This is a genomic window from Frankia sp. BMG5.60, from assembly GCF_059428125.1.
The window spans coordinates 1,824,720-1,847,145 of record NZ_CM182091.1 but is presented as its reverse complement, the minus strand read 5'-3'; the positions used below and the strand labels follow the sequence as shown (position 1 = coordinate 1,847,145).

At 68.7% G+C, this 22,426-nt stretch carries 22 protein-coding genes; 14 read left to right on the top strand and 8 right to left on the bottom strand.

Going from position 1 to position 22,426, the window contains the following annotated elements:
* Positions 1-15: 15 nt before the first annotated feature.
* The 3 genes from AC5R91_RS07310 (at position 16) to AC5R91_RS07300 (ending at position 1,994) form a co-directional block, all read left to right on the top strand.
* The gene (locus AC5R91_RS07310; RefSeq protein WP_495396388.1) at positions 16-705 is read left to right on the top strand and encodes a polymorphic toxin-type HINT domain-containing protein; all 690 of its coding nucleotides are present in this window, start codon (positions 16-18) and stop codon (positions 703-705) included.
* Between the two features lie 432 nt (positions 706-1,137).
* The gene (locus AC5R91_RS07305) at positions 1,138-1,575 is read left to right on the top strand and encodes an Imm52 family immunity protein (protein WP_495396387.1); all 438 of its coding nucleotides are present in this window, start codon (positions 1,138-1,140) and stop codon (positions 1,573-1,575) included.
* Positions 1,548-1,994 (top strand): Imm52 family immunity protein, encoded by a 447-nt coding sequence (locus AC5R91_RS07300; protein ID WP_495397909.1) that lies wholly within the window; start codon positions 1,548-1,550, stop codon positions 1,992-1,994. The genes AC5R91_RS07305 and AC5R91_RS07300 overlap by 28 nt, the downstream gene beginning before the upstream one ends.
* 829 nt (positions 1,995-2,823) lie before the next feature.
* Here the strand turns inward: AC5R91_RS07300 and AC5R91_RS07295 are convergent.
* Positions 2,824-3,975, bottom strand: a complete 1,152-nt coding sequence (locus AC5R91_RS07295) for an IS630 family transposase (protein WP_495396386.1) — start codon at positions 3,973-3,975, stop codon at positions 2,824-2,826.
* A gap of 155 nt (positions 3,976-4,130) precedes the next feature.
* A complete protein-coding gene (locus AC5R91_RS07290) occupies positions 4,131-4,844 on the bottom strand; it encodes an SDR family NAD(P)-dependent oxidoreductase (RefSeq protein WP_495396385.1) in 714 nt (237 codons plus the stop codon).
* 161 nt (positions 4,845-5,005) lie between these two features.
* Here AC5R91_RS07290 and AC5R91_RS07285 point away from each other — a divergent pair, with 161 nt between their 5' ends.
* From AC5R91_RS07285 to AC5R91_RS07275, 3 genes are all read left to right on the top strand, one after another.
* On the top strand, positions 5,006-5,614 hold the full coding sequence (locus AC5R91_RS07285) for a TetR/AcrR family transcriptional regulator (RefSeq protein ID WP_495396384.1): 609 nt from the start codon (positions 5,006-5,008) through the stop codon (positions 5,612-5,614).
* A gap of 115 nt (positions 5,615-5,729) precedes the next feature.
* Positions 5,730-6,128, top strand: a complete 399-nt coding sequence (locus AC5R91_RS07280) for a hypothetical protein (RefSeq protein ID WP_495396383.1) — start codon at positions 5,730-5,732, stop codon at positions 6,126-6,128.
* A gap of 473 nt (positions 6,129-6,601) precedes the next feature.
* Positions 6,602-6,862 carry a DUF7660 family protein gene (locus tag AC5R91_RS07275; RefSeq protein WP_495396382.1) on the top strand — a complete coding sequence of 87 codons (261 nt, stop codon included), beginning with the start codon at positions 6,602-6,604 and terminating at the stop codon, positions 6,860-6,862.
* Positions 6,863-6,984: 122 nt separating this feature from the next.
* On the opposite strand, the gene AC5R91_RS07270 is transcribed toward AC5R91_RS07275, so the two are convergent.
* A complete protein-coding gene (locus AC5R91_RS07270) occupies positions 6,985-7,647 on the bottom strand; it encodes a hypothetical protein (protein ID WP_495396381.1) in 663 nt (220 codons plus the stop codon).
* Positions 7,648-7,956: 309 nt separating this feature from the next.
* On the opposite strand from AC5R91_RS07270, the gene AC5R91_RS07265 reads away from it, so the two are divergent.
* Positions 7,957-9,279 (top strand): wax ester/triacylglycerol synthase domain-containing protein, encoded by a 1,323-nt coding sequence (locus AC5R91_RS07265; protein WP_495396380.1) that lies wholly within the window; start codon positions 7,957-7,959, stop codon positions 9,277-9,279.
* A 20-nt stretch (positions 9,280-9,299) separates the two neighbouring features.
* On the opposite strand, the gene recD2 is transcribed toward AC5R91_RS07265, so the two are convergent.
* Complete coding sequence (recD2, locus tag AC5R91_RS07260; RefSeq protein ID WP_495396379.1) at positions 9,300-11,567, bottom strand: SF1B family DNA helicase RecD2; 2,268 nt, start codon at positions 11,565-11,567, stop codon at positions 9,300-9,302.
* Positions 11,568-11,654: 87 nt separating this feature from the next.
* Positions 11,655-12,566: an SDR family oxidoreductase gene (locus AC5R91_RS07255; protein ID WP_495396378.1), complete on the bottom strand. Its 912-nt coding sequence runs from the start codon at positions 12,564-12,566 to the stop codon at positions 11,655-11,657.
* Positions 12,567-12,651: 85 nt separating this feature from the next.
* Between AC5R91_RS07255 and AC5R91_RS07250 the strand changes: the two genes are divergently transcribed.
* Positions 12,652-13,218 carry a TetR family transcriptional regulator gene (locus tag AC5R91_RS07250; RefSeq protein ID WP_495396377.1) on the top strand — a complete coding sequence of 189 codons (567 nt, stop codon included), beginning with the start codon at positions 12,652-12,654 and terminating at the stop codon, positions 13,216-13,218.
* Between the two features lie 267 nt (positions 13,219-13,485).
* Here the strand turns inward: AC5R91_RS07250 and AC5R91_RS07245 are convergent, their stop codons facing one another.
* Together AC5R91_RS07245 and AC5R91_RS07240 are read right to left on the bottom strand one after the other, a co-directional pair.
* Complete coding sequence (locus tag AC5R91_RS07245) at positions 13,486-13,839, bottom strand: VOC family protein (protein WP_044887077.1); 354 nt, start codon at positions 13,837-13,839, stop codon at positions 13,486-13,488.
* A gap of 175 nt (positions 13,840-14,014) precedes the next feature.
* Positions 14,015-15,343 carry a YncE family protein gene (locus tag AC5R91_RS07240; protein ID WP_495396376.1) on the bottom strand — a complete coding sequence of 443 codons (1,329 nt, stop codon included), beginning with the start codon at positions 15,341-15,343 and terminating at the stop codon, positions 14,015-14,017.
* Between the two features lie 220 nt (positions 15,344-15,563).
* Between AC5R91_RS07240 and AC5R91_RS07235 the strand changes: the two genes are divergently transcribed.
* The 3 genes from AC5R91_RS07235 to AC5R91_RS07225 all read left to right on the top strand — a co-directional run bounded on the left by AC5R91_RS07235 (position 15,564) and on the right by AC5R91_RS07225 (position 19,368).
* Positions 15,564-16,466, top strand: coding sequence for a polysaccharide deacetylase family protein (locus tag AC5R91_RS07235; protein WP_495396375.1), 903 nt, complete (start codon positions 15,564-15,566; stop codon positions 16,464-16,466).
* A gap of 154 nt (positions 16,467-16,620) precedes the next feature.
* Positions 16,621-17,451 carry a polysaccharide deacetylase family protein gene (locus tag AC5R91_RS07230; protein WP_495396374.1) on the top strand — a complete coding sequence of 277 codons (831 nt, stop codon included), beginning with the start codon at positions 16,621-16,623 and terminating at the stop codon, positions 17,449-17,451.
* A 237-nt stretch (positions 17,452-17,688) separates the two neighbouring features.
* The gene (locus tag AC5R91_RS07225; RefSeq protein ID WP_495396373.1) at positions 17,689-19,368 is read left to right on the top strand and encodes an alkaline phosphatase family protein; all 1,680 of its coding nucleotides are present in this window, start codon (positions 17,689-17,691) and stop codon (positions 19,366-19,368) included.
* Here the strand turns inward: AC5R91_RS07225 and AC5R91_RS07220 are convergent.
* Positions 19,365-19,652 carry a hypothetical protein gene (locus tag AC5R91_RS07220; protein WP_495396372.1) on the bottom strand — a complete coding sequence of 96 codons (288 nt, stop codon included), beginning with the start codon at positions 19,650-19,652 and terminating at the stop codon, positions 19,365-19,367. The two genes, AC5R91_RS07225 and AC5R91_RS07220, sit on opposite strands and share 4 nt — an antisense overlap.
* Positions 19,653-19,745: 93 nt before the next feature.
* On the opposite strand from AC5R91_RS07220, the gene AC5R91_RS07215 reads away from it, so the two are divergent.
* The 3 genes from AC5R91_RS07215 (at position 19,746) to AC5R91_RS07205 (ending at position 21,763) form a co-directional block, all read left to right on the top strand.
* Positions 19,746-20,327: a helix-turn-helix domain-containing protein gene (locus AC5R91_RS07215; protein WP_495396371.1), complete on the top strand. Its 582-nt coding sequence runs from the start codon at positions 19,746-19,748 to the stop codon at positions 20,325-20,327.
* Positions 20,324-21,061, top strand: coding sequence for an SRPBCC family protein (locus AC5R91_RS07210; RefSeq protein WP_495396370.1), 738 nt, complete (start codon positions 20,324-20,326; stop codon positions 21,059-21,061). The genes AC5R91_RS07215 and AC5R91_RS07210 overlap by 4 nt, the downstream gene beginning before the upstream one ends.
* A gap of 129 nt (positions 21,062-21,190) precedes the next feature.
* Positions 21,191-21,763: a dihydrofolate reductase family protein gene (locus tag AC5R91_RS07205; protein ID WP_495396369.1), complete on the top strand. Its 573-nt coding sequence runs from the start codon at positions 21,191-21,193 to the stop codon at positions 21,761-21,763.
* The last annotated feature ends 663 nt before the right edge of the window (positions 21,764-22,426 follow it).

Genomic DNA, 22,426 nt, shown 5'->3' with positions numbered 1-22,426 from the left:
GCCACCGAGGTCCTCATGGCCGACGGCACCCGCAAGCGCATCGACGAGGTGAAGGTCGGTGACCGGGTCCTGGCCACTGACCCCACCACCGGCCGTACCGAGGTCCACACCGTCACCGCCGTCATCGTCGGCCACGGCCTCAAACACCTTGTCGACGTCACCGTCGCCACGGCGGACGGCCCACAAACCCTCACTGCCACCGATCACCATCCCTTCTGGGATGATGCTCACCACACCTGGGTCGACGCCGACGACCTCACCTCCGCCGACCGGCTGCGCACCCCCACCGGCGCCGACATCCCCGTCACCACCACCCACGACCGCGACCAGACCCAGACCGTCTACAACCTCACCGTCGACACCCTCCACACCTACTACGTCCTCGCCGGCACCACGCCCGTCCTGGTGCACAACAGCGGCGCCTGTTTTGAGACACGAATTGAACGTGCTGGTGATCTCGCCGAGAATTATGTCGAAGGGCAGAAAACTCGCGATCCCTCGTCACAGTGGTATCACGAGTTCCTGAGTGACGATGAACTGCTGGATGCAATCAATGAAGCGCCCGAGGGGGACGGAATTCTTGTCTCGCGTGGCGGTAAGATCCTCGGCGGTCATCACCGCTGGGACGAACTCCTCGCGAGAATCGCCGACGGGCGTATCGACCCGAATACGGAAATCCGCATCGATGTTCTTAATGGGGGGTAATGGCCAATGCCTATGATCCGCCCGGCTGATCCCGACTTTCGGGTGTGCCAGATCAGCTTTGAAGTCCTGCTTGGTATCCAGTTGGAGGCAGAGCGCCGGGGATGGGCGACCCGGTGGACATCGGTGGACGCGCTACGTGCACAGGTGAAAGACGATACGGTATTTCTTCAGTCGCTCATGAGAGAGGAGCGTTCCGGGGTCGTTCGGTCCTACCGGTGCCTCGTACTATTCCGAACCCCAAGTGGTGCGGAAAGTGGCGCAATTACAACGATCGATCTCGCCCCGGAGACGCTCGCATCGCTGGAACGGCTGGATGTGGATGTGGTCACCCGTGGAGTATTTATGAAAATCTTCTCCATGGCGTTGGGGGGAATTTCACAAATATCCAAGGAGTAGTGGAGGAGGTATCCCACAACAATCTGGGCCATCTGTATGAATGCGGACCGCTGCTATATCGGGGCCTATTGGGGAGGGCGCGTCGAGTCGGCTGGCGAATGCGCTGTACGGCTGGCCGGCTGTCTGGGTCAGCTCGGCGCCGCCCACCCGGCTTTGGCGACATGGTTCCGCAAGGGCAGGACCAAGGCCGCAGCCTCCGGCAACCCGGTGTCGACCAGCGTCGACTCTCTGGAATCGATGCTGAAGGCTGGCCGGAATCGCACCGACTTCGGTGGTCATGTCATCCCCGAGCTCGGGTTCAGAGTCTCACTGTGGAACAAGAGCCCCGAGCCCGCTTCCTTCAGCGCCCACTGCGGCGCCAATCCGGAGACGAATTCTATCAAGAACAGCCTTCTGCTGAAGCTGCCTGAGCCGTCGGAGTCCACGGCTGGCTTGTACGATCCAACATCGCACGAGACCTTTTTCGGGCCGTAGTCGAGGCGTGGAGTCCAGAGTGGGCGACGTTCACGAGCCATTCGATGCGGGAAGCTCAGGAAAACCCTCCAGGGCAGCTGGTAGGAGGCTGGCTCACATACCTTTCGGGAACCCCTGGAACATTGGCGACCAGGGATTCCCGCTACGGACAGAAAGTAGCCGGGTTTCTACGCACCCTCACCGGAGCCCGTCAGTTCTGCGCGATTCGCAGCTACCTGTCCACCGCCACCAAACACGGCATCATCCTGTTCCCCGCCCTCGTCCAACCCAGTGGGGCGAGGGAGGCTACTCGTAGTGACGGTGTGCTGATGCGGCTGGACTCCGACGGACGGCTCGGGATGCGTAATGGAAACGACATCACGACCTTCTTCCGTCCTCGTAATCCGCTGAAGTACTTCCTTGAACAGGCTGGCCGATGACGGATAGGACATCCTTTGAGGATGCGTTCACCCAGTTCACATTGGCTTCTGGGTGCTGGCGGGACAACAGCCCTGTCGAACTCCTGAACAGCTGGTCCGAATTCGTCGCGGATTGCGAACGCGGGTACCCGCGGGATGCTGAGGACTATTTTGATGAGTTGACCTCGCGGTCTTGCCTTGAAAGCGCTATTAGCGATTCAGAGCTGGCTGCCTTTCCTGAGATGGAAGGGTTTCGACGTGCTGTCGAGAAGGTTGATGCTCGGTTCCGGCCCTTGCTGCGCAAGGATGCATTCCCGCGCCACCCCGAATCGAAGTGGTGGGTCCGAGGCATTGTGAGCAAGGCGGGGAGGCGGCTTGTGGAGGATCTCAGGGATCTGATCGTCATTGACGAGGGCGTGCCTGGCAGCTCTGACGGTCCTGATACCCGGTAGGTCGCCTGTGTTGCTGTCACGGTTGCCGTCATGCCGGACGGTCTGTCACGGCTGCCGTCATGCCGGGAGGGCGTCTTGGGGGATTCCTCCAAACGCCCCCGCAGCGTTTCCGAACGGGGTGGCCGTGCTGGGTTGGCCCCCGGAGTGGCCGCAGCCCGGTTCGGGCCGGACCTCGGCGCCAAGCGGCTCGCGGCACTCCGTATGGGCAACTCCAGGTGCACTTTTACCGCAGTCGGACATCGAATGATGTGATGTACGATTTCAACTACAAGGTGGTCATGAACCGGAGGTAGCATGCGGTGGTCGTCAGATTCAAGGGTGGCGATGGGCTTGACGAGCGCATATCTCAAGGGTCGACGGCACTTAGTGGTCGGCGCTGGAATTCCTTCGGGGGTTGATCAGGCTGCCAGGGCAGCGGAGGATTGTTGGTGTCGGTCGGCGGGTGTGTGTCGATCGAGCCGGGCCAGTAGATCGTCCAGGTCGGAGGTGGTGAATCTCCACTGGAACGGCTGTGCCGTGGCGTTGTAGCGGTCTTCGAATGCTCGGAGCCGGCCCCCGACCTGGGTCAGGTCGGTGAAGTCGCTGGGTGAGACGACCTTGCGCTGCACGACGGAGAAGAAGATCTCGATCTGGTTCGACCAGGAGGCGTGCACCGGGGTGTGGACCAGGATCGCGTTCGGGAAGGCGGCCGACAGTCGGTTCGCGGCCTTCTTGCCGCGGTGAGAGGAACCGTTGTCGACGACCCAGAACACTCGCTTCGCGCTCGCGTAGGGCTCCTGGCTCATGACCTGGGCGACCAGGCTCATGAACGGGTCGATGCCGGTGGTCGGCTCGCAGCGGCCGGATACCTGCGCGGCGTGGACGTCGTAGGCGGCCAGGTAGGCCAGCGCGCCGCCGCGCCCGTAGGTGTGGTTCACCCGCATTGCTCGGGCCCGCCCCGGTGGCAGGGTGGGGTGGCAGCGGCAGCGGGCCTGGATGGAGGTCTTCTCGTCGGCGCTGATGACGTGTTCGTCCGTGCCCAGGGGCTCGCCCTGCCGGGTGCGGGCGTACAGGTCCAGCACCCGCTGGGCTTTGGCGCGGAAGTCCGGGTCGGTGATGAAGATCCAGGAGCGGTACTGCCAGGGTTTGAGCGCGTCCTGGGCCAGCCAGCGGCGCACCGTGGACGCCGAGATGCTGTCGGTGATTCCACGCGCGGTCAGCTCGGCTGCCAGTTCCGGGCACGACCAGCGCGACAGCGGCACGCCGGTCTCGGCCGGTAACTGGCAGGCCAGTGCCTTGACTTCGGCGATCTGCAGCGGGGTGAACGTCGGAGGCCGCCCCGACCGCTTGCGGTCGGCCAGTGCGGGCACCCGGCCGACCGCGAATCGGCCGCGCCAGCGGCGCACGGTGTCCACGTGCAGGTGGGTTTCGGCGGCGATCCGGGCGTTGCTGAGGCCTCGTGCTGCCAGGAGCACGATCGTCGCCCGCTGGCGTGCCTGGTGCGGGGTCTTGTGGCCGTAGGCCATCTTCTTGAGCCGGTGGCGCTCGGCAGCGGTCAGTTCCAAGGGCACGGCGGAGCACACGGGCATGGAAGGAGGGCGGCCCATCTATCCGTGGTGGAGAACGAAGTGGCGGGGCCGGCTTCCCGCACGGGCCGTCGGCTCGCCCGGGCCACAGCCTGAGCATCGGACCCGGTGAACCTTCCAGGTCAGAGCCAAATTACTCGTCAGGCGTTGGAGTGAACGCCGATGCCGCCGGAGACGGTGAGGTTGTCGCCGGTGATGTAGCCGGCGGCGTCCGAGGCGAGGAAGGCCACGGCTTCGGCGATGTCGGCGGGAGCGCCGACGCGGCCGAGCGGGACGTCCCGGGCCCAGGAGTCGATCATTTCCTGGGAGACACCCATCTTGCTGTAGGCAGGGGTGTTGATCAGTCCTGGGCTGACCGCGTTGACGCGGATGCGGCGGGGGGCGAGTTCGAGCGCGAGGGACCGCATGAGGGGCAGCAGAGCGCCCTTGGCGGCTGTCATCGCGGCCCCGAGCCCTTCGGCGGCGCCCACGGTGAACACGACCGAGGCGCCCTCGTTGAGGAGCGGCAGTGCCTTTTGCAGGGTGAAGAAGTTTCCCTTGACGTTGATGTCGAACAGGGCGTCGAAGGCGTCTTCATCGGTTGATTCGATCGGGCCGGGGCGGGAGATGCCCGCGTTGAGGAAGAGCAGGTCGAGGGAGCCGAGTTGCCGGCGCGCCTGGTCGATCGCCTGGTCGATGTCCGGCAGGGACCGTGCGTCGGCCCGGACAGCCGTGACGTCTTCGGGAAGTCCGGTGTCGGCGACATTGCCGAGGCCGGTGACCATGACGCGGTAGCCGCGGGAGTGGAGTAGTTCGGCGGTCGCCTTGCCGATGCCGCTGGTTCCACCGGTGATCAGAGCTGTGGGTGCAGGCATGATGCGCTCCTTTGCGTACTTCTGGGCGGGGGGGTGAGCGGCTCTGTCCGTGGGGCAGTGGGCGGTGCCGCGCCACCGCTCTTGGCAGCGTATGCCAGGTTGGCGGTGGCTGTCACATGGGAGGCGCATGCCGCTCTGGCAGCGCTGGGTAATCTGGTGGTATGCAGCAGGGCGCCAAGGCAGCGACGAGGACTCCGGCCACGCTGTGGGAGCGGACACGACAGATGGCCTCCCGAGAGATCCTCGAGACGGCCCTGCGCCTGTTCATCGAGCAGGGCTACGACGAGACGACCATCGCCCAGATCGCCCGAGAGGCCGGCGTTTCCCAGCGCACCCTCTTCCGCTACTTCGGCACCAAGGAGGACCTTCTCGGCGGCAACCAGGACCGCTTCGGGCAGGTCCTGACAGACACGATCAGCGAACTGCCGACCGACGTCGGCGTCTGGGAGGCCCTGCGCGCAGGGGTTACTGCCGTACTGACCCTGCATGACAGCCGCGAACAGACCCTGGAGCGGTTCCGTCTCCTGCACAACACCGCCTCGCTGCGTGCCGGTTGGCTCGAAAAGCGACTGCGATTCCAGGAGGACCTGCTGCCGCTCATCGAAACCCGCATGAACGCAGCTACCGGCAACGAGGGCGCGAAGGCCCGCGCGGTGATCGCGACGGCGTTCGCGTGCCTGGATGCCGCATCGATCACGTGGGTCGCCAACGACGGCAAGGGCGAAATCATGGACCTATACGACGAGTGCATGGCTGCGGTGCGCGGCTGACCCGCAGCGGCCAACCAGCCCGGAAACCGTGGACGGAAACTGGGCACACCCGCTGCCACAGACCGGATCCAGATCCGGATCTCCCGGCTGGCTACAGATGGGCCACGCTGGCGTCATGCGCAACAACACCGGTGGCACGTCCGGTCCGCTACCTGGACTCCACACGACGAGTGCTTCAAGTCAACCCCCGAAGGACTTCCAGCGCCGACCACTTAGGCTGGGGGTGGAGTATCGCGTCATCCAGATCTACACCCAGGCGGATGGTGCGATCGAATTTCGTATCCACTATTCAGATATTGAGCTTCCAGCACTTTTCGACTCGAGGTTGTTCGAGATTGTTTCGGGTCGAATTCCGCGCGGCTGGCAGGTTTCTCGGAGCTGGAGTGATTTTCTTATCATTGGCCCGGAGGAATGGCATCGGTCAGGTTTTTGGGAGGCGTTCATGGATCATGAGAAATGGGCCGTCGAGATCTACGATGCTGAGCGCCTGAAGATGCTTGGCGAACCAGGCTAAAATGGACATGAAGTCGAATGCCGGGTCGTTTCTCGAGTGGCAAGAGTCCCGCAGTATCGATTCCTGTGAGACTCTTGTGATTCTGGTTGCACTGGTATGAAGATCTGCCGGTCATCGTCACTCGTTGCCGCCAACGTCGCGGAGGACGATGTCGAGGTAGCCCTCGCTGGGATGCGTTGCTCTGTGGCTGGCATATGTTGGGCTGTGGGGATTTGGTTGCGCCCCTCCTTCCCCTGCTCGCTCCGCGCCGCCAGGGCCGTGGAATGGTGCCGGTGGACGGTTGTTACCGCGGTCATCTCATTCACAGCGGAAGGTGCTGCACATTACGCTCGTCGGACGTATGGGAACTGGCCAGGGGAAGGTCGCGCAGCGGCACCCCGGGCCGGATCGAGACCTGAAGAGCCCCAGTGAAGGGGGAAGTTTGACCCGGGAGAGGTCGGGATCTCGACCAAGGTTCGAGAGGGAGGCGGTGTATGGAGGACCGAGCGATAGTTCGGCCGGAAGACGTACACGGGCGGGCGGATCTTGTCAGCTACCTGGAACACCTCGCCGCCGAGATTGAGACAGGGAAGATCGTGACGGAGAATCCCAGGGCTCACATGTACATCGAGGCGGCATCAGCTTGGACCGACGGTCTGGATCTATGGCTCGAAGGCAAGGGCGTCAGCCTGTCTGAAAATCCGACCTGGCAGATGGTTGCCATGATATTCACCGCCGCCGTCTACTACGAATAGCGCGTCTGCCATTGACTCCTTGCGTGAGCAGCCGTAGCCAAGGCCATGGCCTGGATCGTGGCGAGACTGCGCGCCGCGTGACGCTCGGAGGTCACACGACAAGCTGCGGGGGTGGGTGTACGTCAGCCGTAGCTGGGATCGAGCGGGGTGGTGGGGCGCGCGGCCACGGCGTCGAGGGTGGGATCGGCGAGGACCGCGTCGATCGCGGCCTGGCTGGCACCGAGATAGGTGATGTAGCCGTCGATCTCGGTGGCGACGAGCCAGGCCCGATCGTGGGGCCACCACAGACTCGCGCACCTCCACGCCACCGGCGCCGGCAACACCGGGGCGGCGTTCACCGGCCCGGTGAGCAGGTGATATGCCCGGTGCGTTGTCCGCACGCGTATCGGCCGGTCCTCCCAGGCTCGCGTCTCGGCGAGGCCGAAACCCTCCCAGAGGCAGAAGTACGCCTGGTCCGGCGTGCCGGTGAAGCGGGACAGGACCCTCACGAGGGCCTGCGTCTCCCGCGCGTCCAGGCCTCCGTCGCAGGGACGTCCCCAGCGGTCCGAACCGGCGACGAGGTCGTTGAACCGGGTCCCGGCCGTCAGCGCCACGCCTCGGCTTGCGGCGATCTCGGACCAGCGGTGTCGCCGTCCCTCATCCGCACGGTCGTAGGTCGGAGGCAGCACCCGGGCGTAGGCGGAGAAGACGGGCGGCACCATCGCCTCGACCGTCCCGGCTGACGTGGTGGCAACCAGCGCTGCCGCTACCCACGCCGCCGGACTGACATCGGACAGCAGCGACATCCCCGGTGCCCACGCGACTGGTTCTCCTCTGTCCATCACCCTGCCTCTCGATCATGAGCATCGCCGAACCTCACACCATCAGCGTGACCGACGAAGATCTGCTCGCAGGGCAGATCCGGCTCGTGGCCGATTGAGGGCTGACGACGGAGTTCGGCGCGATCTCCCCAGACTGCCCCTCGACCTGCGGTATCAGCACTCCGTGGATCTCGCCGCTCTGTCGCGATCCGTTTCGGCGAGGCCGCCGGGGCGCGGGAACCCGGACTACTGCGATGATTCCGGGCATACCCGACCGCGGAAGGGGATGGCGCTGTGCAGCAGGACCGGTCGTTGACGATGGGCGATCACGCCTTCCTGGCCTTCACCCGCCGTTTTCCTGGCGAGTTCCTCGACATCGGTGCATTGTTGTACGTCGGCGGGCCGCCGTTGGATCTTGCCGGTCTGCGGGCGCACGTCGCGGACCGACTTCGCGTGGCGCCGAGTCTGTCCGAACGACTCCATGCCGTCGCGGCGCCGGCGTCGGACCGCCGCGGCCGCGGGTCGGATGCCGAACAGACCGTGTCCCGGTGGGCCTCGCGCGGCGACGTCGACGTGGACGATCATGTGGTCGTCACCGCTGTCCCGGAGGGGCCGGGCGACGACGGCGTGCGTCGCGCGATCGACCGGCTCGCCACCCGGCCCATCGACCTCGGTCGACCGCCGTGGATGCTCCACCTCCTGCGCGGGCACTCCGTCCCCGGCACCCTGGTGCTCTACCGGGCCAGCCACGTGCACCAGGACGGCGGCGCCCTCTACCGGGCGTTACACCTGCTGTTCGGCGAGGGGGACGAGACGGGCCTGGCCCTGCCGCCGGCGTTTCCCGCCCCCCGGACGGGGGACTACCTGCGCCTGGCCGGTCGCAACCTGCAGGGGCTGGCACCCACCCGGGCCCTGGCGGCCTGGGGTGGCCCGTCCCGCGGCCCGGCCCGCCACACCTGGGTGACGACGGAGCTCGACGCGCTGCGGCGGATCGCCCGACGGCACGCGGTCACGGTCAACGACGTCTTTCTCGCGGCCCTCGCCGGCGCGTTGCGGCAGTGGTCGCTGCCGGAATGGCGCCGAACCCGTCGACCCATCCACGCGCTGATGCCCATCAGCATCCGGACCAGTGCCGAACAGGACCTCCTGTCGAACTTCACCACCGGGGTCCGTATCGCCCTGCCGTGCGGCGAACCGGACCCCGGCCGGCGGCTTGTCCGCGTCGCCGCGCGCACGCGCCGGTTGAAGCGGGGCGGTGGCCTGGGGGTGGTCGAGCGCCGTCATCTCGCCCTCGCCAAGCTGTCTCCCGGGGCCTCGCAGCGTTTCCTCGCTCACGTCGCGAGTTCGGGCGCGCGGACCCGTGAGGTCGCCCTCGTGGCTTCGAACCCGGGGAGGCTGCGCGGCCGGCTGGCCGTCGCGGGGCGGCCGGTGACCGGACTGGTCGGACTGCCTCCGCTGTTCGTCGGCCGCCAGCACCTTTCCGTGGGCCTGTTCGGCTACGGCGAGCATGCCCATGCCACGTTCACGACGAGCGAGAGCGTCCCCTGCCACGAGGCGCTGGCGGATCTTTGGCTGGCCGAACTGGGGGAGCTGGCGGGCCGCGCCCCGCTCCGCTGACGCCCGGTTCTCCCTGTCCATCACCCCAGCACGCAGGCTCTCACGCGGGGGGCGATGCGGTGGGTGAGGGCGGTGTGGCGACGGCCGGCTCCCGGGGTCCGGACCGCGGCCGCCAGCGCCCTGCGGGAGCCGACCAGAACGACGAGCTTCTTGGCGCGGGTGATCCCGGTGTAGAGGAGGTTGCGTTGCAGCATCATCCACGAGGAGGTGGTGAGCGGAAGCACGACGGCGGGGTATTCGCTGCCCTGGGAGCGGTGGATGCTGACGGCGTAGGCATGGGCGAGTTCGTCGAGTTCGGAGAAGTCGTAGACGAGACTTTCGTCCTCTTCGGAGAGCACGGTCAGTGTCTGGTCCTCGGCGTTGATGGCGGTGACGACACCGACGGTACCGTTGAACACCCCGGCCCTGCCCTTGTCGTAGTTGTTACGGAGCTGGGTGACCTTGTCGCCGACCCGGAACACCCGCCCCCCGTAGCGGCGTTCGGGAGCGCCTTCTCGGGCGGGGGTGAGTGCCTCCTGCAGCAGGATGTTGAGGTTGCCGGCCCCGGCCGGTCCGCGGTGCATCGGCGCCAGTACCTGAACGTCGCGGCGGGGATCGAGCCCGAAGCGTTGCGGAATACGGCGGGCGACGATGTCCACCACCATTCTGGCGGTCTCCTCCGCCGGATGCAGACCGGAGTCCTCGGCCGGCTCGCAGGTGAACCAGAAGAAATCGCCGAAGCCGGTGAGCTGCGGTGGTGTTCCGGCGTTGATGCGGTGGGCGTTGACCACGATGCCGGACTGCTGGGCCTGCCGGAAGATCCTAATCAGCCGGACCCGGGGAATCGCCTCGGCCGCGAGCAGGTCGCGCAGGACCTCGCCGGCGCCGACGGAGGGAAGCTGGTCGACGTCACCGACCAGCAGCAGATGGGCCCCCGGCGGGACCGCCTTCACCAGCTTGTTGGCCAGGATGACGTCCATCATCGAGGATTCGTCGACCACCACCAGGTCGGCGTCGAGCGGGTTGTCCCGGTCGTATCTGGCCTCGCCGCCGGGTTGCAGTTCCAGCAGCCGATGCACGGTGGAGGCCTCGTGTCCGGTCAGTTCCGCCAGCCGCTTGGCCGCCCGCCCGGTCGGCGCGACCAGCACCACCCGGGCCTTCTTCGCCCGGGCGAGCTCCACCACCGACCGGACGGTGAAGCTCTTGCCACAGCCCGGGCCGCCGGTGAGCACGGCCACCTTGCGGGTGAGTGCGAGCCTGACCGCCTGCGCCTGCTCGTCGGCCAGGTCCTGACCGGTCCGGCCGCGTAGCCAGCTCAGCGCCTTGTCCCAGTCCACCTCCGCGAACGACGCCAACCGCTCCTCATCGCAGGTGAGCAGGGCCAGCAGCCCGCCGGCGAGGGAGGTCTCCGCCCGGTGGAACGGCACCAGATAGACCGCCGGGACGGTGGCGTCCCCGGCTGGGATCCCTTCGCGGATCACGCCCTCGTCGGCGGCGAGCTGGTCCAGGCACGGGCCGATCAGCTCCCGTTCGACCTCGAGGATCTTCGCCGCATCGGTGATCAGGTTCGGTGTGGGCAGGAAGCAGTGCCCGTCGTCGGCGGCCTGCGACAGGGTGTACTGCAACCCGGCCTTGATGCGTTCGGGGCTGTCGTGGGGGATGCCGACGGCCTGGGCGATGGTGTCGGCGGTCCGGAACCCGATTCCCCACACGTCGGTGGCGAGCCGGTAGGGCTGCGTGCGGACGACGCCGATGGACTGGTCTGCGTACTTCTTGTAGATCTTCACCGCGAGGGAGGTGGACACTCCCACTCCCTGCAGGAACACCATCACCTCCTTGATCGCCTTCTGTTCCTCCCAGGCGTCGGCGATTTTCTGGGTGCGTTTGGGTCCCAGTCCGCGCACCTCGATCAGCCGCGCCGGCTCCTCCTCGATGATCCGCAGGATGTCGGTGTCGAAATGGGCGACCATCCGCTCAGCCATCGCCGGCCCGATCCCCTTGATCAGCCCCGAGCCCAGGTACCGGCGAATGCCCTGGATCGTCGCGGGCAGCACCGTGGTGTACGAGTGCACCTGGAACTGCCTGCCGTACTTGGGATGGCTGCCCCACTGGCCGGTCAGCCGCAGACTCTCCCCGATCTGCGCGCCCAGCAGCGGACCGACCACCGTGAGCAGGTCCGGTCCGGACCGCTCGGTGGCCAGCCGGGCGATGGTGTAGCCGGTCTCCTCGCTGACGAAGGTGATCCGCTCCAACACCCCCTCCACCACCGCCTGGCGCGTGGCCTCAGCAGAAGAACGGGCAACCGTCACAGTCAGCCATTATGCGAAACAGCCCGGTCGAGGCCCGCATGCGGACCCGACCGGCGGACCAGGTGATCGACACGCTCTGCTCGACAATCAGCGCGGCCCGAAGTAGTGGCCGTGCGCCAGGTCCTCGATCAGTCCCGGATGCGCCGGCTCCCACCCGAGCACCTTCCGCGTCACCTCGCTGGAGGTCGGGTTGTCCACCCCCACGAAGGCGCCGAGGAAGGAGAATCGGTCGCCGGCGTCGGAGGCGGAGACGCTGGTCACGGGCACGCCGGCCCCGTGCCCGATGGCGGCCGCGATGTCACGGAAGGGGACGCCCTCGTCGGCGACCGCGTGCAGCCGGCTCCCGGCCGGGGCGCCCTCCAGAGCCAGCAGATACACCCGCGCCGCGTCGAGCGTGTGCACCGAAGGCCACCGGTTGGCCCCGTCCTCCACGTACGCAGACACGCCGGCCTGCCGGGCGACGCCGATCAGGATGTGGACGAAGCCGTGGTGATCGAGCGAGCTGTGCACGATCGGAGGCAGCCGGACGATCGACGACCGCACACCGCGTTCGGCGAGCCCGATCACGAAGTTCTCGGCGTCCACCCGCGGACCGTCGAGAGCGAAGTCGGCCTCGGTGCCCGGCCGTCCGGTGATGCCCGCGAGGGTGAGCATGAGCGTGCCGGAGGAGGTGACGAGCGGCTTGTCCGTGCCTTCGAGCGCCGAGGCGAGCGCCGTGATGGCGGCGAAGTCGGCGGCGACCGCGGCGGGAAAGTCGCCAGCGCCCATCAGGTCGTGCTTGAAGGCGAGGTGGATGACGCCGTCGGCCGCCCCGGCGGCCTCGCGCAGGCCGTCGAGATCGTCCAGGTCGCCGCGCCGGACCTCGGCGCCGGCGGCCGCGAGCGCCTCGGCCGAGCTGTCCGAACGCGCCAGCCCCACGACCTGATGGCCTGCCTGCAGCAACTCGGGCACGACCGCCGAGCCGATGTGCCCGGACGCGCCGGTCACGAAAACACGCATGGGAACCCTCCCGGAACAGTGATGTCACCTGGTGCCATCACCCTAGCATGGCCATGGCACCGGGTGACATCGCTAGTCTGGTCGCATGGGCAGATGGCAGCCAGAGGCGCGAGCGCGGCTGCAGGAGGCGGCCCTGGCCCTCTACGGCGAGCGCGGGTACGAGGAGACGACCGTCGCGGAGATCGCGCAGCGCGCGGGGCTGACGAAGCGGACGTTCTTCCGGTACTTCACGGACAAGCGCGAGGTGCTGTTCTGGGGCTCGGAGCTCCTTGAGCAGCAGATGGTGGCCGCGATCGAGGCCGCCCCCGCGTCCGCTTCGGCCCTCGGCCTGATCGGCGCGGCGCTGGACGCCGCCGCGGTCCGGTTCGAGGAGGTCCGCGAGTTCGCCGGCCCGCGGCATCGGATCATCGCCTCCAGCCGCGAGCTGCAGGAACGCGAGCTGATCAAGGCTGCGTCGCTGGCCGCCGCCATGGCGGGCGCACTGCGCGCCCGGGGGCTCGGCGACACCGCCGCCACCCTCGCCGCCCGCACGGGCGCGACCGTCATGCACGTCGCCTTCGAGCAATGGGTCGATGACCCGGACCAGACACCGTTCCAGCAGATCGCCAGGGATGCCCTGGCGCAGTTCCGGGAGATCGCCTCAACCGGATAGCTCAACGCCTCGCATCCCGAACGGGCCGAGATGCCTCACCCGCCGATGAACCGCCACCCCGCTCGGGTCCGCGCTCCAGGATCTACTCGACCAGCTCCCTCGGTGGTTCGGCGCCGCCGTGCCGCGGGACGCGGTCGACGAGGCGATCGAGGAGACCGGCGGGGCTGCGAGGCTCTGACGGGACGACCCGCACGGCCGCCGTCGGCTGCTTGATCCGCCCCGCGCTGGCCGGTGACCGGCCAGCGCGGGGGGCGGTTCGCGGGTGCGTCAGCGCGGAAGCGACTTGTAGAAGACCAGGCCGTTGCCCTTGTTGTCGTACACCACGGCGCGGCGCTCGTGAGCGTCGTCGTAGGGGCCCTTCACGATGGCGCCGCCGTTCTCCTCGATCGCCTTGGCCGCGCCGTCGACGTCGTCGGTCTTGATGCCCACGACGACCTGGCCGGGTATGGGGTGATCGACCGCCGTGGCCAGGGCGATGGTCACGGAGCCGCCGTCGAGAGCCGCGTAGTGGGCGCCGTCGCGGAACTTCAGCGGGAAGCCGAGGGTCTCGGTGTAGAACTTGATCGATTCCTCGAGATCGTCCGTCGACAGGACGATCATCCGTACCTGCTGGTCGCTCATGGGTGCCTCCTATGACCGGATCGGTTCCAGACCCGCACCGGCATGGCGCAGAACCGGTGGGGTTCGCGGGTTCCGCGAGTGTCGGTACATCAACAACCTAGCCCCGGGCAGCGGTGGCGGAGACGAAGTTGCGGGCCGCGTCCGGCTTTCGGGCGTCCTGGCGGGCCGGGGATGGTCAGCGCATGATTCCGGTGTGGCCGAGGGAGTAGCGCCCGGGTTGCGGCCAGACGGCGAGCCCGTGCGGCTCGTGCCCGACGGGGATCTCGGTCAGCAGCCGGCCGGTCGACGGGTCCGATCCGCCCTGGCCGCCGGTGTCGAACACGTACACGACGTTGCTGCGTCGCCCGGACAGCCACAGCCGGGTCCCGTCGGCGTTGACGTTGCCCATGTCGGGGGTGCCGCCGCCGGGGATGGGCCAGGTGGCGACGATCTTCCTGGTGGCGAAGGAGATCACGGACACGGAGCCCTGGTTGCCGTGGTGGGGGAACGGGACCATGTCCGAGGTCATCATGCCGCCCCGGTTGGCGACGTAGAGATAGCGGCCGTCGCGGCTGGGGTACATCCCGTGGGCCTCCGGCCCGGTCGGGACGAAGCCGATCCTGGTGAAGGCGTCGCCGTCGATGAGGTCGACGCCGCCCCCGTTCATGTCGGCGACGTACCAGACCCGGCCCGCCGGCTCGATCTTGATGTCCTGGGGGGCGGCGGTGCGCCCGAGGTCGAGGTATCCCAGCACTCGCTGGTGCACGAGATCGATCTTGACGAGCCGGCCGGCGAACTCGCAGGTGGCGATCGCGTAGGCGCCATCCGGGGAGAAGTCGACGTGGTTCACCCCCGCGCACTGGCTGCCCACGTCGAGGCTGTGTCGCAGGGCGAAGGTGTGCGGGTCGCGGAAGTCGATGCGGTGGATCGCCTCGGCGATGACCATCGCGTTCGTGCCGTCGGGGGTGAAGTACAGGTTGTAGGGGTCCGCGACCGGCACGGCCGGACCGGCGAGCCGCCCGGTCCGTGGGTCGATCGGTGACAGGCTGTTTCCGAGGTTGTTGTTCACCCACAGTGTCCGCAGGTCCCAGGACGGGACCACATGCTGCGGGGCGCGTCCCGTGCGGTAGGTGGCCACCACGCGCAGGGACTGCTGGTCGATGACGCTGACGGTGCCGTCGGCGAGGTTCGGCACGTAGACGAGCGACGGATCGTCCTTCACGATCGGGCTCAGCATCCCGCCGTGCGCATGGGCGTAGACATCCACGGCCGGCAGCGTGTCGTCGCCGTGGCCGGCGGTCGGGTCTGCCGGCAGATGCGAGGGCCGCCTGGACGCCGAGGCGGTCGCGTGGGCGTGCGACGCCTCGGCGATCGCGCCGCCGCCGTCGCCGCCGCCGCCGGACGCGATCAGGACGACTGCGGCAAGAGCGACGAGCGGTATCACCACCCCGGCCGCCAGCAGTAGCACCCGCGGTCGGAACGCGCGCAGGTCGCGGTGGCGACTGGGGGATCCCCTGGCTGCCACGCGGTCAGCGTAGCCATGCCGGCCGACGCCGGTCTCACCGACCTGCTGCAGCCGCTCTCGGATCACCACATCTTTCCCGGTCCAGGTGGATCCTGGCATTTGACTATCCGGTTGGATGGTGCATCTGGCGGGATTCCTTCGGCCTTGCCGCTGGATGGTGCGGTACGCCGGGGATCCTGCATGATCAAGTTCCCTAGTATGTCGGGCTATGGACCGAAGAGTGCTTCTGTCGCTCCTGAGCATCGGTGCGGCGCAGGCCCTCCTCGGATGCTCGGCCGACACTGTGCCCAGGAACTCCGCGGCCCACGGTAACTCCGCGGCCCACGGTAACTCCGCGGCCCACGGTCCCAACACCGCACCAACCGCGCCCACCGCGTTGCCTACGCCGGCCGGGGCGAACGCGGCGACCGGGGCGCCGATCGCCGCAGCGGCCCCCGGAGCCGACGCAGGCCCCCTGCCCTCGTTCGCGCCGATTCCCTCCCCGCATCCGGGCCGTCCGGTCGTCGTCTCCCATGCGCCCGGCCGGACCCGGAGAATCGCCCTGACGATCGACGACGGCTATGACGCCTCGACGGTCGCCGGCTACGTGGCGTTCGCCCAGCGATCGAAGATCCCCATCACGTTCTCGCCGAACGGCGCCTACCGGGCCGTGTGGGACCGTCATGCGGAGGCCCTGCGCCCGCTGGTCGAGACCGGCCAGCTGCAGATCGGCAACCACACCTGGACCCACAAGAACCTGCTGCACGAGACGGACGCCGCGATCCGCGCCGACATCGAGAAGAACGAACAGTGGATCCAGCAGACCTTCGGAATCACCAGCCGGCCCTGGTTCCGTCCGCCCTACGGCGCGCACAACCACCACGTCGACGGACTCGCCGGCGAACTCGGGTACACCCGGATCCTGCTGTGGGACGGCAGCTTCGGCGACTCGACGCTGCTCACCCCGGAACAGCTCATCGGGCTCGCCCAGCAGTACCTCCAGCCAGGCACGATCATGCTCGGCCATGCCAACCACCAGACCGTCCTCGGCCTGTTCGACCAGATCGAGCGGCTGATCGAGCAGCGTCAGCTGGAGCCGGTCACCCTGGACACCATGTTCGGCACGTCCCGGGCCGTCGGCTGACCGCGCACCGCCCCCGGCCCTCGGCTCACGGCCCCCGGCCGACGGCCCTCGGCTCACGGCCCCCGGCTCACGGCCCTCGGTCGACGGGCTCGGCCCAGGCCCCGCCCGGACGCAGGATGGTCGGCCGTCCTTGCGTGCCGAGTAGCCTGCGCGCATGCCCGAGTCGGACTCCCGTGATTCCTCGCGTCGACGCTTCCTCGCCGGGGCCGGCGCGATGGTCGCGGCCAGCGGGTTCGCGGCCTGTGCCGCCGACGGATCCACCCGCCCCGAACCGCCGTCGCCGTCGCCGCCATCCGCCGCGGCCGGCGGCCCGTCGGCCGCGTCCGCGGCGGCTGCGGACCCAGGCGGCCCGGGCCTGGTCCCGGGGGGCAGCGCGGTGGCGGTGGCCAACGGTCCGCGCGATCGGCCCCGGGTCGCGCTCACCTTCCACCTCGGCCCGCACGAGACCGGCCAGGACCTGTCCCTGGCCCATCAGCTGCTCGCCGACGCCACCCGGCTCTCCGTGCCGATCACGGTGTTCGCCGTCGGACGCTGGCTGGACGCCCACCAGGATCTCGTCCCGGCCATCCTGGCGGGCGGCAACGAACTGGCGAACCACACCTACACCCACCCGACACTGACCGCGCTGCCGGCCGACCAGGTCGCCGCCGAGATCACGGGCTGCCGGGACGTCCTGGCCCGCCTCGCGCCGACCCAGGGCCGCTACTTCCGACCCTCCGGCACGAGCACCGCCACGCCGCTGATCCTCACCGAGGCCGGCGCCGCCGGGTACCGCACGGTCGTCGACTTCGACGTCGACCCGCTCGACTACACCTCCCCGGGATCCGACGCCGTCGTCGCGCGGGTACGGGCCGGCACGCGACCGGGCTCCATCGTGAGCATGCATTTCGGCTACCCGGGCACCGTCGCCGCATTTCCCCGCATCGTCGCGAACCTCCAGACGGCCGGCCTCACCCCGGTGGCAGTGCACGACCTGCTCGCCTGACGGTCTCCCGCCTGCTCCGCGCCGGGTCGACCGCTTTACAGAAAGGCTGATGTGAGGACCATGTGAAATGCCTCGGGCAGCCATTTCTTGGGTAACGGATGAGGAACGGCGGGAAATTCGGCGTTTCCCGCGGGATTTCTTACCCCTGGGTTCTTCCGGGCGTCGACGATCGGCCATGCGGGCGGGCTAGCAATACGGAGCGCGCCGGTATGGTCCGGTGCGTTCGAGGAGGAATTCGTGTTCCGTTCTCCCACCCGACGGGCAGTCGGGATGGCGGCATCCGGGCTGGCCCTGTCCGGACTGGTGGCGTTCTCGGCCGCCACGCCCGCGGTCGCCGGGTCACCCGAGCACACCCGGTCTCCGGTCCGGCACGTCCTGCTGCTGTCCGTGGACGGACTTCACCAGGCGGATCTCGGCGCGTACGTCCGGACGCATCCGGGTTCGGCGCTGGCCGGCCTGGTCGGCGCCGGCGTCTCGTACACCCACGCGTCGACCCCGGTGCCGTCCGACTCGTTCCCCGGGCTGATCGCCCAGGTGACGGGCGGCAATCCGGCGACCACCGGTGTCTACTACGACGACACCTTCAACCACAGCCTGCTACCCGCCGGCACGACGTCCTGCGCCGGGGTGAAGCCGGGCGCCGAGGTCGCGTTCACCGAGGCCGCCGACCGTGACCAGAGCTCCCTCGACGCGGGACAGGGCCTCGCCGGGCTACCCGGCAGCATCCTGTCCATGACCGGGTCGCCCCAGACGCTGCTGGACCCGAAGACGCTTCCGGTCGACCCGAAGACCTGCAAGCCGGTCTACCCGCACTCCTACCTCACGGCGAACACCGTCTTCGAGGTGGCCCGCGCCCATGGGCTGGGCACCGCCTGGTCGGACAAGCATCCCGCCTACGAGATTCTCAACGGCCCGTCGGGCACCGGCGTCCAGGACCTGTTCACCCCTGAGATCAACAGCGCCGCCCTCGGCTACCCCGAGGGCGACGACTGGACGAAGGACAACGCGGCCACCCAGCAGTACGACGCGTACAAGGTGACCGCGGTCCGCAACGAGATCGACGGGTACGACCACGGCCGCACCCACCGCGTGCCGACCCCGGCGATCTTCGGGCTGAACTTCCAGTCCGTGTCCACCGCGCAGAAGCTGCCCAGCTCGGACGGGCTGACCGGCGGCTACCTGCCGGGCGGCAGCGAGCCGGGGCCGCTGCTGACCCGCGCGCTCGACTTCGTCGACCACCAGCTCGGCGCCCTGGTCGCCGAGCTGAAGCAGACCGGTCAGGCGGACAGCACCGCGATCATCCTGTCGGCCAAGCACGCCCAGTCGCCGACGGACCCGAACGCGCTGACCCGCATCGACGACGGCGCCGTCATCAAGGCGCTGAACGCGGCCTGGGCGAAGGCGCACCCCGGCGCAGCCGACCTGGTCGCCTTCTCCACCGACGACGACATCCTGCAACTGTGGCTGAGCGACCGGTCGCAGGCCGCCGCCGACTTCGCCCGGGCCTTCCTGCTCTCCCACGACGCCACCGGCACCACGATCAGCGGCGCCGGCCGCACGCTGCCCGCCTCCGGGCTCACCACGGCGTACGCCGGCGCCGGCGCCGCCCGCTTCTTCGGCGTCCCGGCGAGTGACGCCCGCCATCCCGACGTCGTCGGCATCGTCGCGCACGGCGTGGTCTACACCGGCGGCAAGAGCAAGATCGCAGAGCATGGCGGCGCCGACCCGCAGGACCGCAACGTCCCGCTCGTCGTCTCCGGTGCCGGCGCCCACGCGGGCCGGACTGACCAGGCTCCGGTCGAGACCACCTCGATCGCCCCGACCATCCTGGCGCTGCTCGGGCTCAACCCGAACGAGCTGAGCGCCGTCCGCACCGAGCACACCCGAACCCTGAACGTCGCGCCGGCCACCCACTAGCCTCGCGCGGACACCGCGGACACCGCGGACACCGCGGACACCGCGGACACCGCGGACACCGCGGACACCAGACAAGCCACCCCGTCCCCGCGTGGGGACGGGGTGGCGTCGTCCGTGCCCGGGGACGCGGACGATGCCACCGTGTTCGACCGACGGCTGCCCACCCGGGCTCGAGAACGACTCGGGCGCGGCGGCGGGGCGTGGGTCAGGACGTCGCGGGGATGCGGCCGGTCGCGCAGGTCGCCGCCCTGGGTCACGCCGAAGGCCAAGCTCCTGGATCGCACCCCGAACTCCCCGGTTCGCCTTCCACCGACAACCGGGCCTGTCTTGACAAATTTTTTTGTCGGCTCGATCCTGGGGTGGTGCTGGACGTTGCTGTGATCGAGGAACCCGCCGTGGCCGAGGCGTCCCTGGCCCCGCTGCGGGCCAGAATCCTCGCCGCCCTGGCCGAGCCCGGCTCGGCCGCCATGCTGGCCGCTCGTCTGGGGCTGCCCCGACAGAAGGTCAACTACCACCTCAAGGAGTTGGAACGGCACGGGCTGGTCGAGCTCGTCGAGGAGCGGCGCAAGGGCAACGTCACCGAGCGGGTGTACGGCGCCACCGCCGCCTCGTATGTGATCTCGCCCAGCGCCCTGGCCGCCGTCAGTCCGGACCCCGCCCGGTCGCCCGACCAGCTCTCCGCCCGGTGGCTGCTGGCGCTGGGGGCGCGGCTGGTGCAGGAGGTCGGGGCCCTGCTGACCGGCGCCTCCCGGGCCCGGCAGCGGGTCGCCACCTTCGGCATCGACGCGCAGGTGCGGTTCGCCTCCGCGGCCGACCGGACGGCCTTCGCCGAGGACCTGGCCCAGGCCGTGGCGGCCCTTGTCGGCCGCTACCACGACGAGGCCTCCCCGGGGGGCCGCAGCCACCGGGTGGTCGTCGGCCTTCACCAGATCCCCGCCGCGCAGGAGACCGCACGATGACGCACCCGTTCGACATCGAGCTGGAGACGACCCTGCCGGCGAGCCCCGAGCAGGTCTGGGAGGCGATCGCCACCGGACCGGGGATCGACTCCTGGTTCATGGGGCGTAACGAGGTGGAGCCGCGCGAGGGCGGGGTCGCCGCCATGGACACCGGGGGCCACCGGGCGGAGGCCGTGATCACCGCCTACGAACCCGGCAGGCGCTTCGCCACCCGGACGACCCCCGGCGAGGACGGCCGGTTCATGGCCTTCGAGTACCTGATCGAGGGGCGGGCCGGCGCCAGCACCGTGCTCCGCGTCGTGCACAGCGGCCTGCTCGGCGACGACTGGCAGGACGAGTACGACGCACTGCGCCGCGGCTGGCCCTTCCACCTGCACATACTCCGTGAGTACCTCACACACTTCCCGGGGCGCACCGGGGTCCCCGTCTTTGCCGTGGCACCGGCGGACGGCAGGTCGGCGCGGGAGATCCGGGCGGCGCTCGCCCGCGGACTGGCGCTGCCGACCGCGGTCGCCGTGGGCGCGCGGGCGCACGCCGAGCCGGCGGACCTGCCGCCGCTGGACGGCGAGGTCGTGTGGTCGGACGACGAGCGCGTCGAGGTGCGTACCGCCGACGGGATCTATACCTTCCACCACTCCACCGGCATCGCGCTGATGTTCCACCACCTGTTCGGGCCGGGTACGGACGGCGCCGAGGCCGCCTGGCAGCGATGGCTGGCCGGGCTCCTCGGCTGACATCCGACCGCCCGTCCGCCCCCGCGGCGGGATCGCCGAGAACCGACAAGCGACAGCCCGACAGCCCGACAGCCCGACAGTTGATAACCGAGTACCGAGTACCGGACACGAGTCATCACGGAGACCTGGATGCGTACCCTGATCAGCACTGCCTTCATCTCGCTCGACGGCGTCGTGGAGGCCCCGGGTGGCGAACCCGGCTACCGGAACGCGGGATGGACCTTCAAGGACGTCGAGTTCCTCCCCGAGGCCTTCGACATCAAGGGACGGGAGCAGCAGGAGGCCACCGCGATCCTGCTGGGTCGGGTCAGCTACGAGGCGTTCAGTCCGGTGTGGCCGGACATGGCGGAGTTCGCCGACTACAAGACGATGCCGAAGTATGTCGTCTCGACCACCCTCACCGAGGACGGCCTGGTCTCGAACTGGGGCGACACCACCATCCTGCGCTCGCTCGGCGAGGTCGCAGCCCTGAAGGAGACCGAGGGAGGCCCGATCATCGTCCACGGCAGCGCCTCGCTGAACCACGGCCTCTCCGACGCGGGCCTCATCGACCGCTATCACCTGCTCGTCTTTCCGTTGCTGCTCGGCGCGGGCAAGCGGTTGTTCAGCACCACGGACAAGGACACCCAGAAACTGAAGCTGGTCGAACACGGCGTCTACGCCAACGGCCTGCAGAAAAACGTCTTCGACGTCGTCCGCTGACAAGGCGCAGGCATCGCGCTGTGCCGCCGCCGGCGAGGAACCGCGCCGCGCCGTCGGATGCGAGCCCGGCGTCCTGGCGACCCCGATTTCCATGATCAAAACGTGTTCCCGCGTCCACGCCTCGACGGTCCGGATCACGTCGTACAGACAAGCCGTCTGATCGCTGTCGACTGCATGGCCTAGCCGCCGACTCCTGTGGATCGGCGGCTTCGGCCTGCCGTGTCGTGGCCACGGCGCCGCCCGCGGCGCAGGTCAGCAGGGGATGTTCCCTTGACAGGAGGCGTCACTGACTACAAGCTTGCACCAGCTAAGCTAAACCTAACCTTATCGACGCGAGCCGCTGGTGACCGGTGACTGGAGGTGTCACGCCCACGGGACACACCCGACCCGTGGCTCCGCGGGGCCCCGGACGGGCGCCTGGGCGGATCCGATCCCCGCGAAGCCCGGAGGCATGCCACCCAGGCGTCGCCGATCTTAGCGCCCATGGACGCCCTCGTGTTCGCCCAACCGAGATGGACCTGGGCTTTCCCCTGCACTGATCCGTTCTCTCTTCGCCGTTGTGACGCACAGAGCCAACGGCTTGGTTCCGCATGCCCGAATGCGATGAATTCGGAGGTTGGCCGCATGGCCGTGAGCCTGTTCGACGACGAGAGCGGTCACTTC

Excerpts from the sequence above, each read along its gene's own strand:
- AC5R91_RS07310 (WP_495396388.1), top strand. The coding sequence starts at position 16 with ATGGCCGACGGCACCCGCAAGCGCATCGACGAGGTGAAGGTCGGTGAC.
- AC5R91_RS07305 (WP_495396387.1), top strand. The coding sequence starts at position 1,138 with ATGAATGCGGACCGCTGCTATATCGGGGCCTATTGGGGAGGGCGCGTC.
- AC5R91_RS07290 (WP_495396385.1), bottom strand. The coding sequence starts at position 4,844 with ATGCCTGCACCCACAGCTCTGATCACCGGTGGAACCAGCGGCATCGGC.
- AC5R91_RS07285 (WP_495396384.1), top strand. The coding sequence starts at position 5,006 with ATGCAGCAGGGCGCCAAGGCAGCGACGAGGACTCCGGCCACGCTGTGG.
- AC5R91_RS07280 (WP_495396383.1), top strand. The coding sequence starts at position 5,730 with ATGCGCAACAACACCGGTGGCACGTCCGGTCCGCTACCTGGACTCCAC.
- AC5R91_RS07275 (WP_495396382.1), top strand. The coding sequence starts at position 6,602 with ATGGAGGACCGAGCGATAGTTCGGCCGGAAGACGTACACGGGCGGGCG.
- AC5R91_RS07270 (WP_495396381.1), bottom strand. The coding sequence starts at position 7,647 with ATGTCGCTGCTGTCCGATGTCAGTCCGGCGGCGTGGGTAGCGGCAGCG.
- AC5R91_RS07255 (WP_495396378.1), bottom strand. The coding sequence starts at position 12,566 with ATGCGTGTTTTCGTGACCGGCGCGTCCGGGCACATCGGCTCGGCGGTC.
- AC5R91_RS07250 (WP_495396377.1), top strand. The coding sequence starts at position 12,652 with ATGGGCAGATGGCAGCCAGAGGCGCGAGCGCGGCTGCAGGAGGCGGCC.
- AC5R91_RS07245 (WP_044887077.1), bottom strand. The coding sequence starts at position 13,839 with ATGAGCGACCAGCAGGTACGGATGATCGTCCTGTCGACGGACGATCTC.
- AC5R91_RS07230 (WP_495396374.1), top strand. The coding sequence starts at position 16,621 with ATGCCCGAGTCGGACTCCCGTGATTCCTCGCGTCGACGCTTCCTCGCC.
- AC5R91_RS07210 (WP_495396370.1), top strand. The coding sequence starts at position 20,324 with ATGACGCACCCGTTCGACATCGAGCTGGAGACGACCCTGCCGGCGAGC.
- AC5R91_RS07205 (WP_495396369.1), top strand. The coding sequence starts at position 21,191 with ATGCGTACCCTGATCAGCACTGCCTTCATCTCGCTCGACGGCGTCGTG.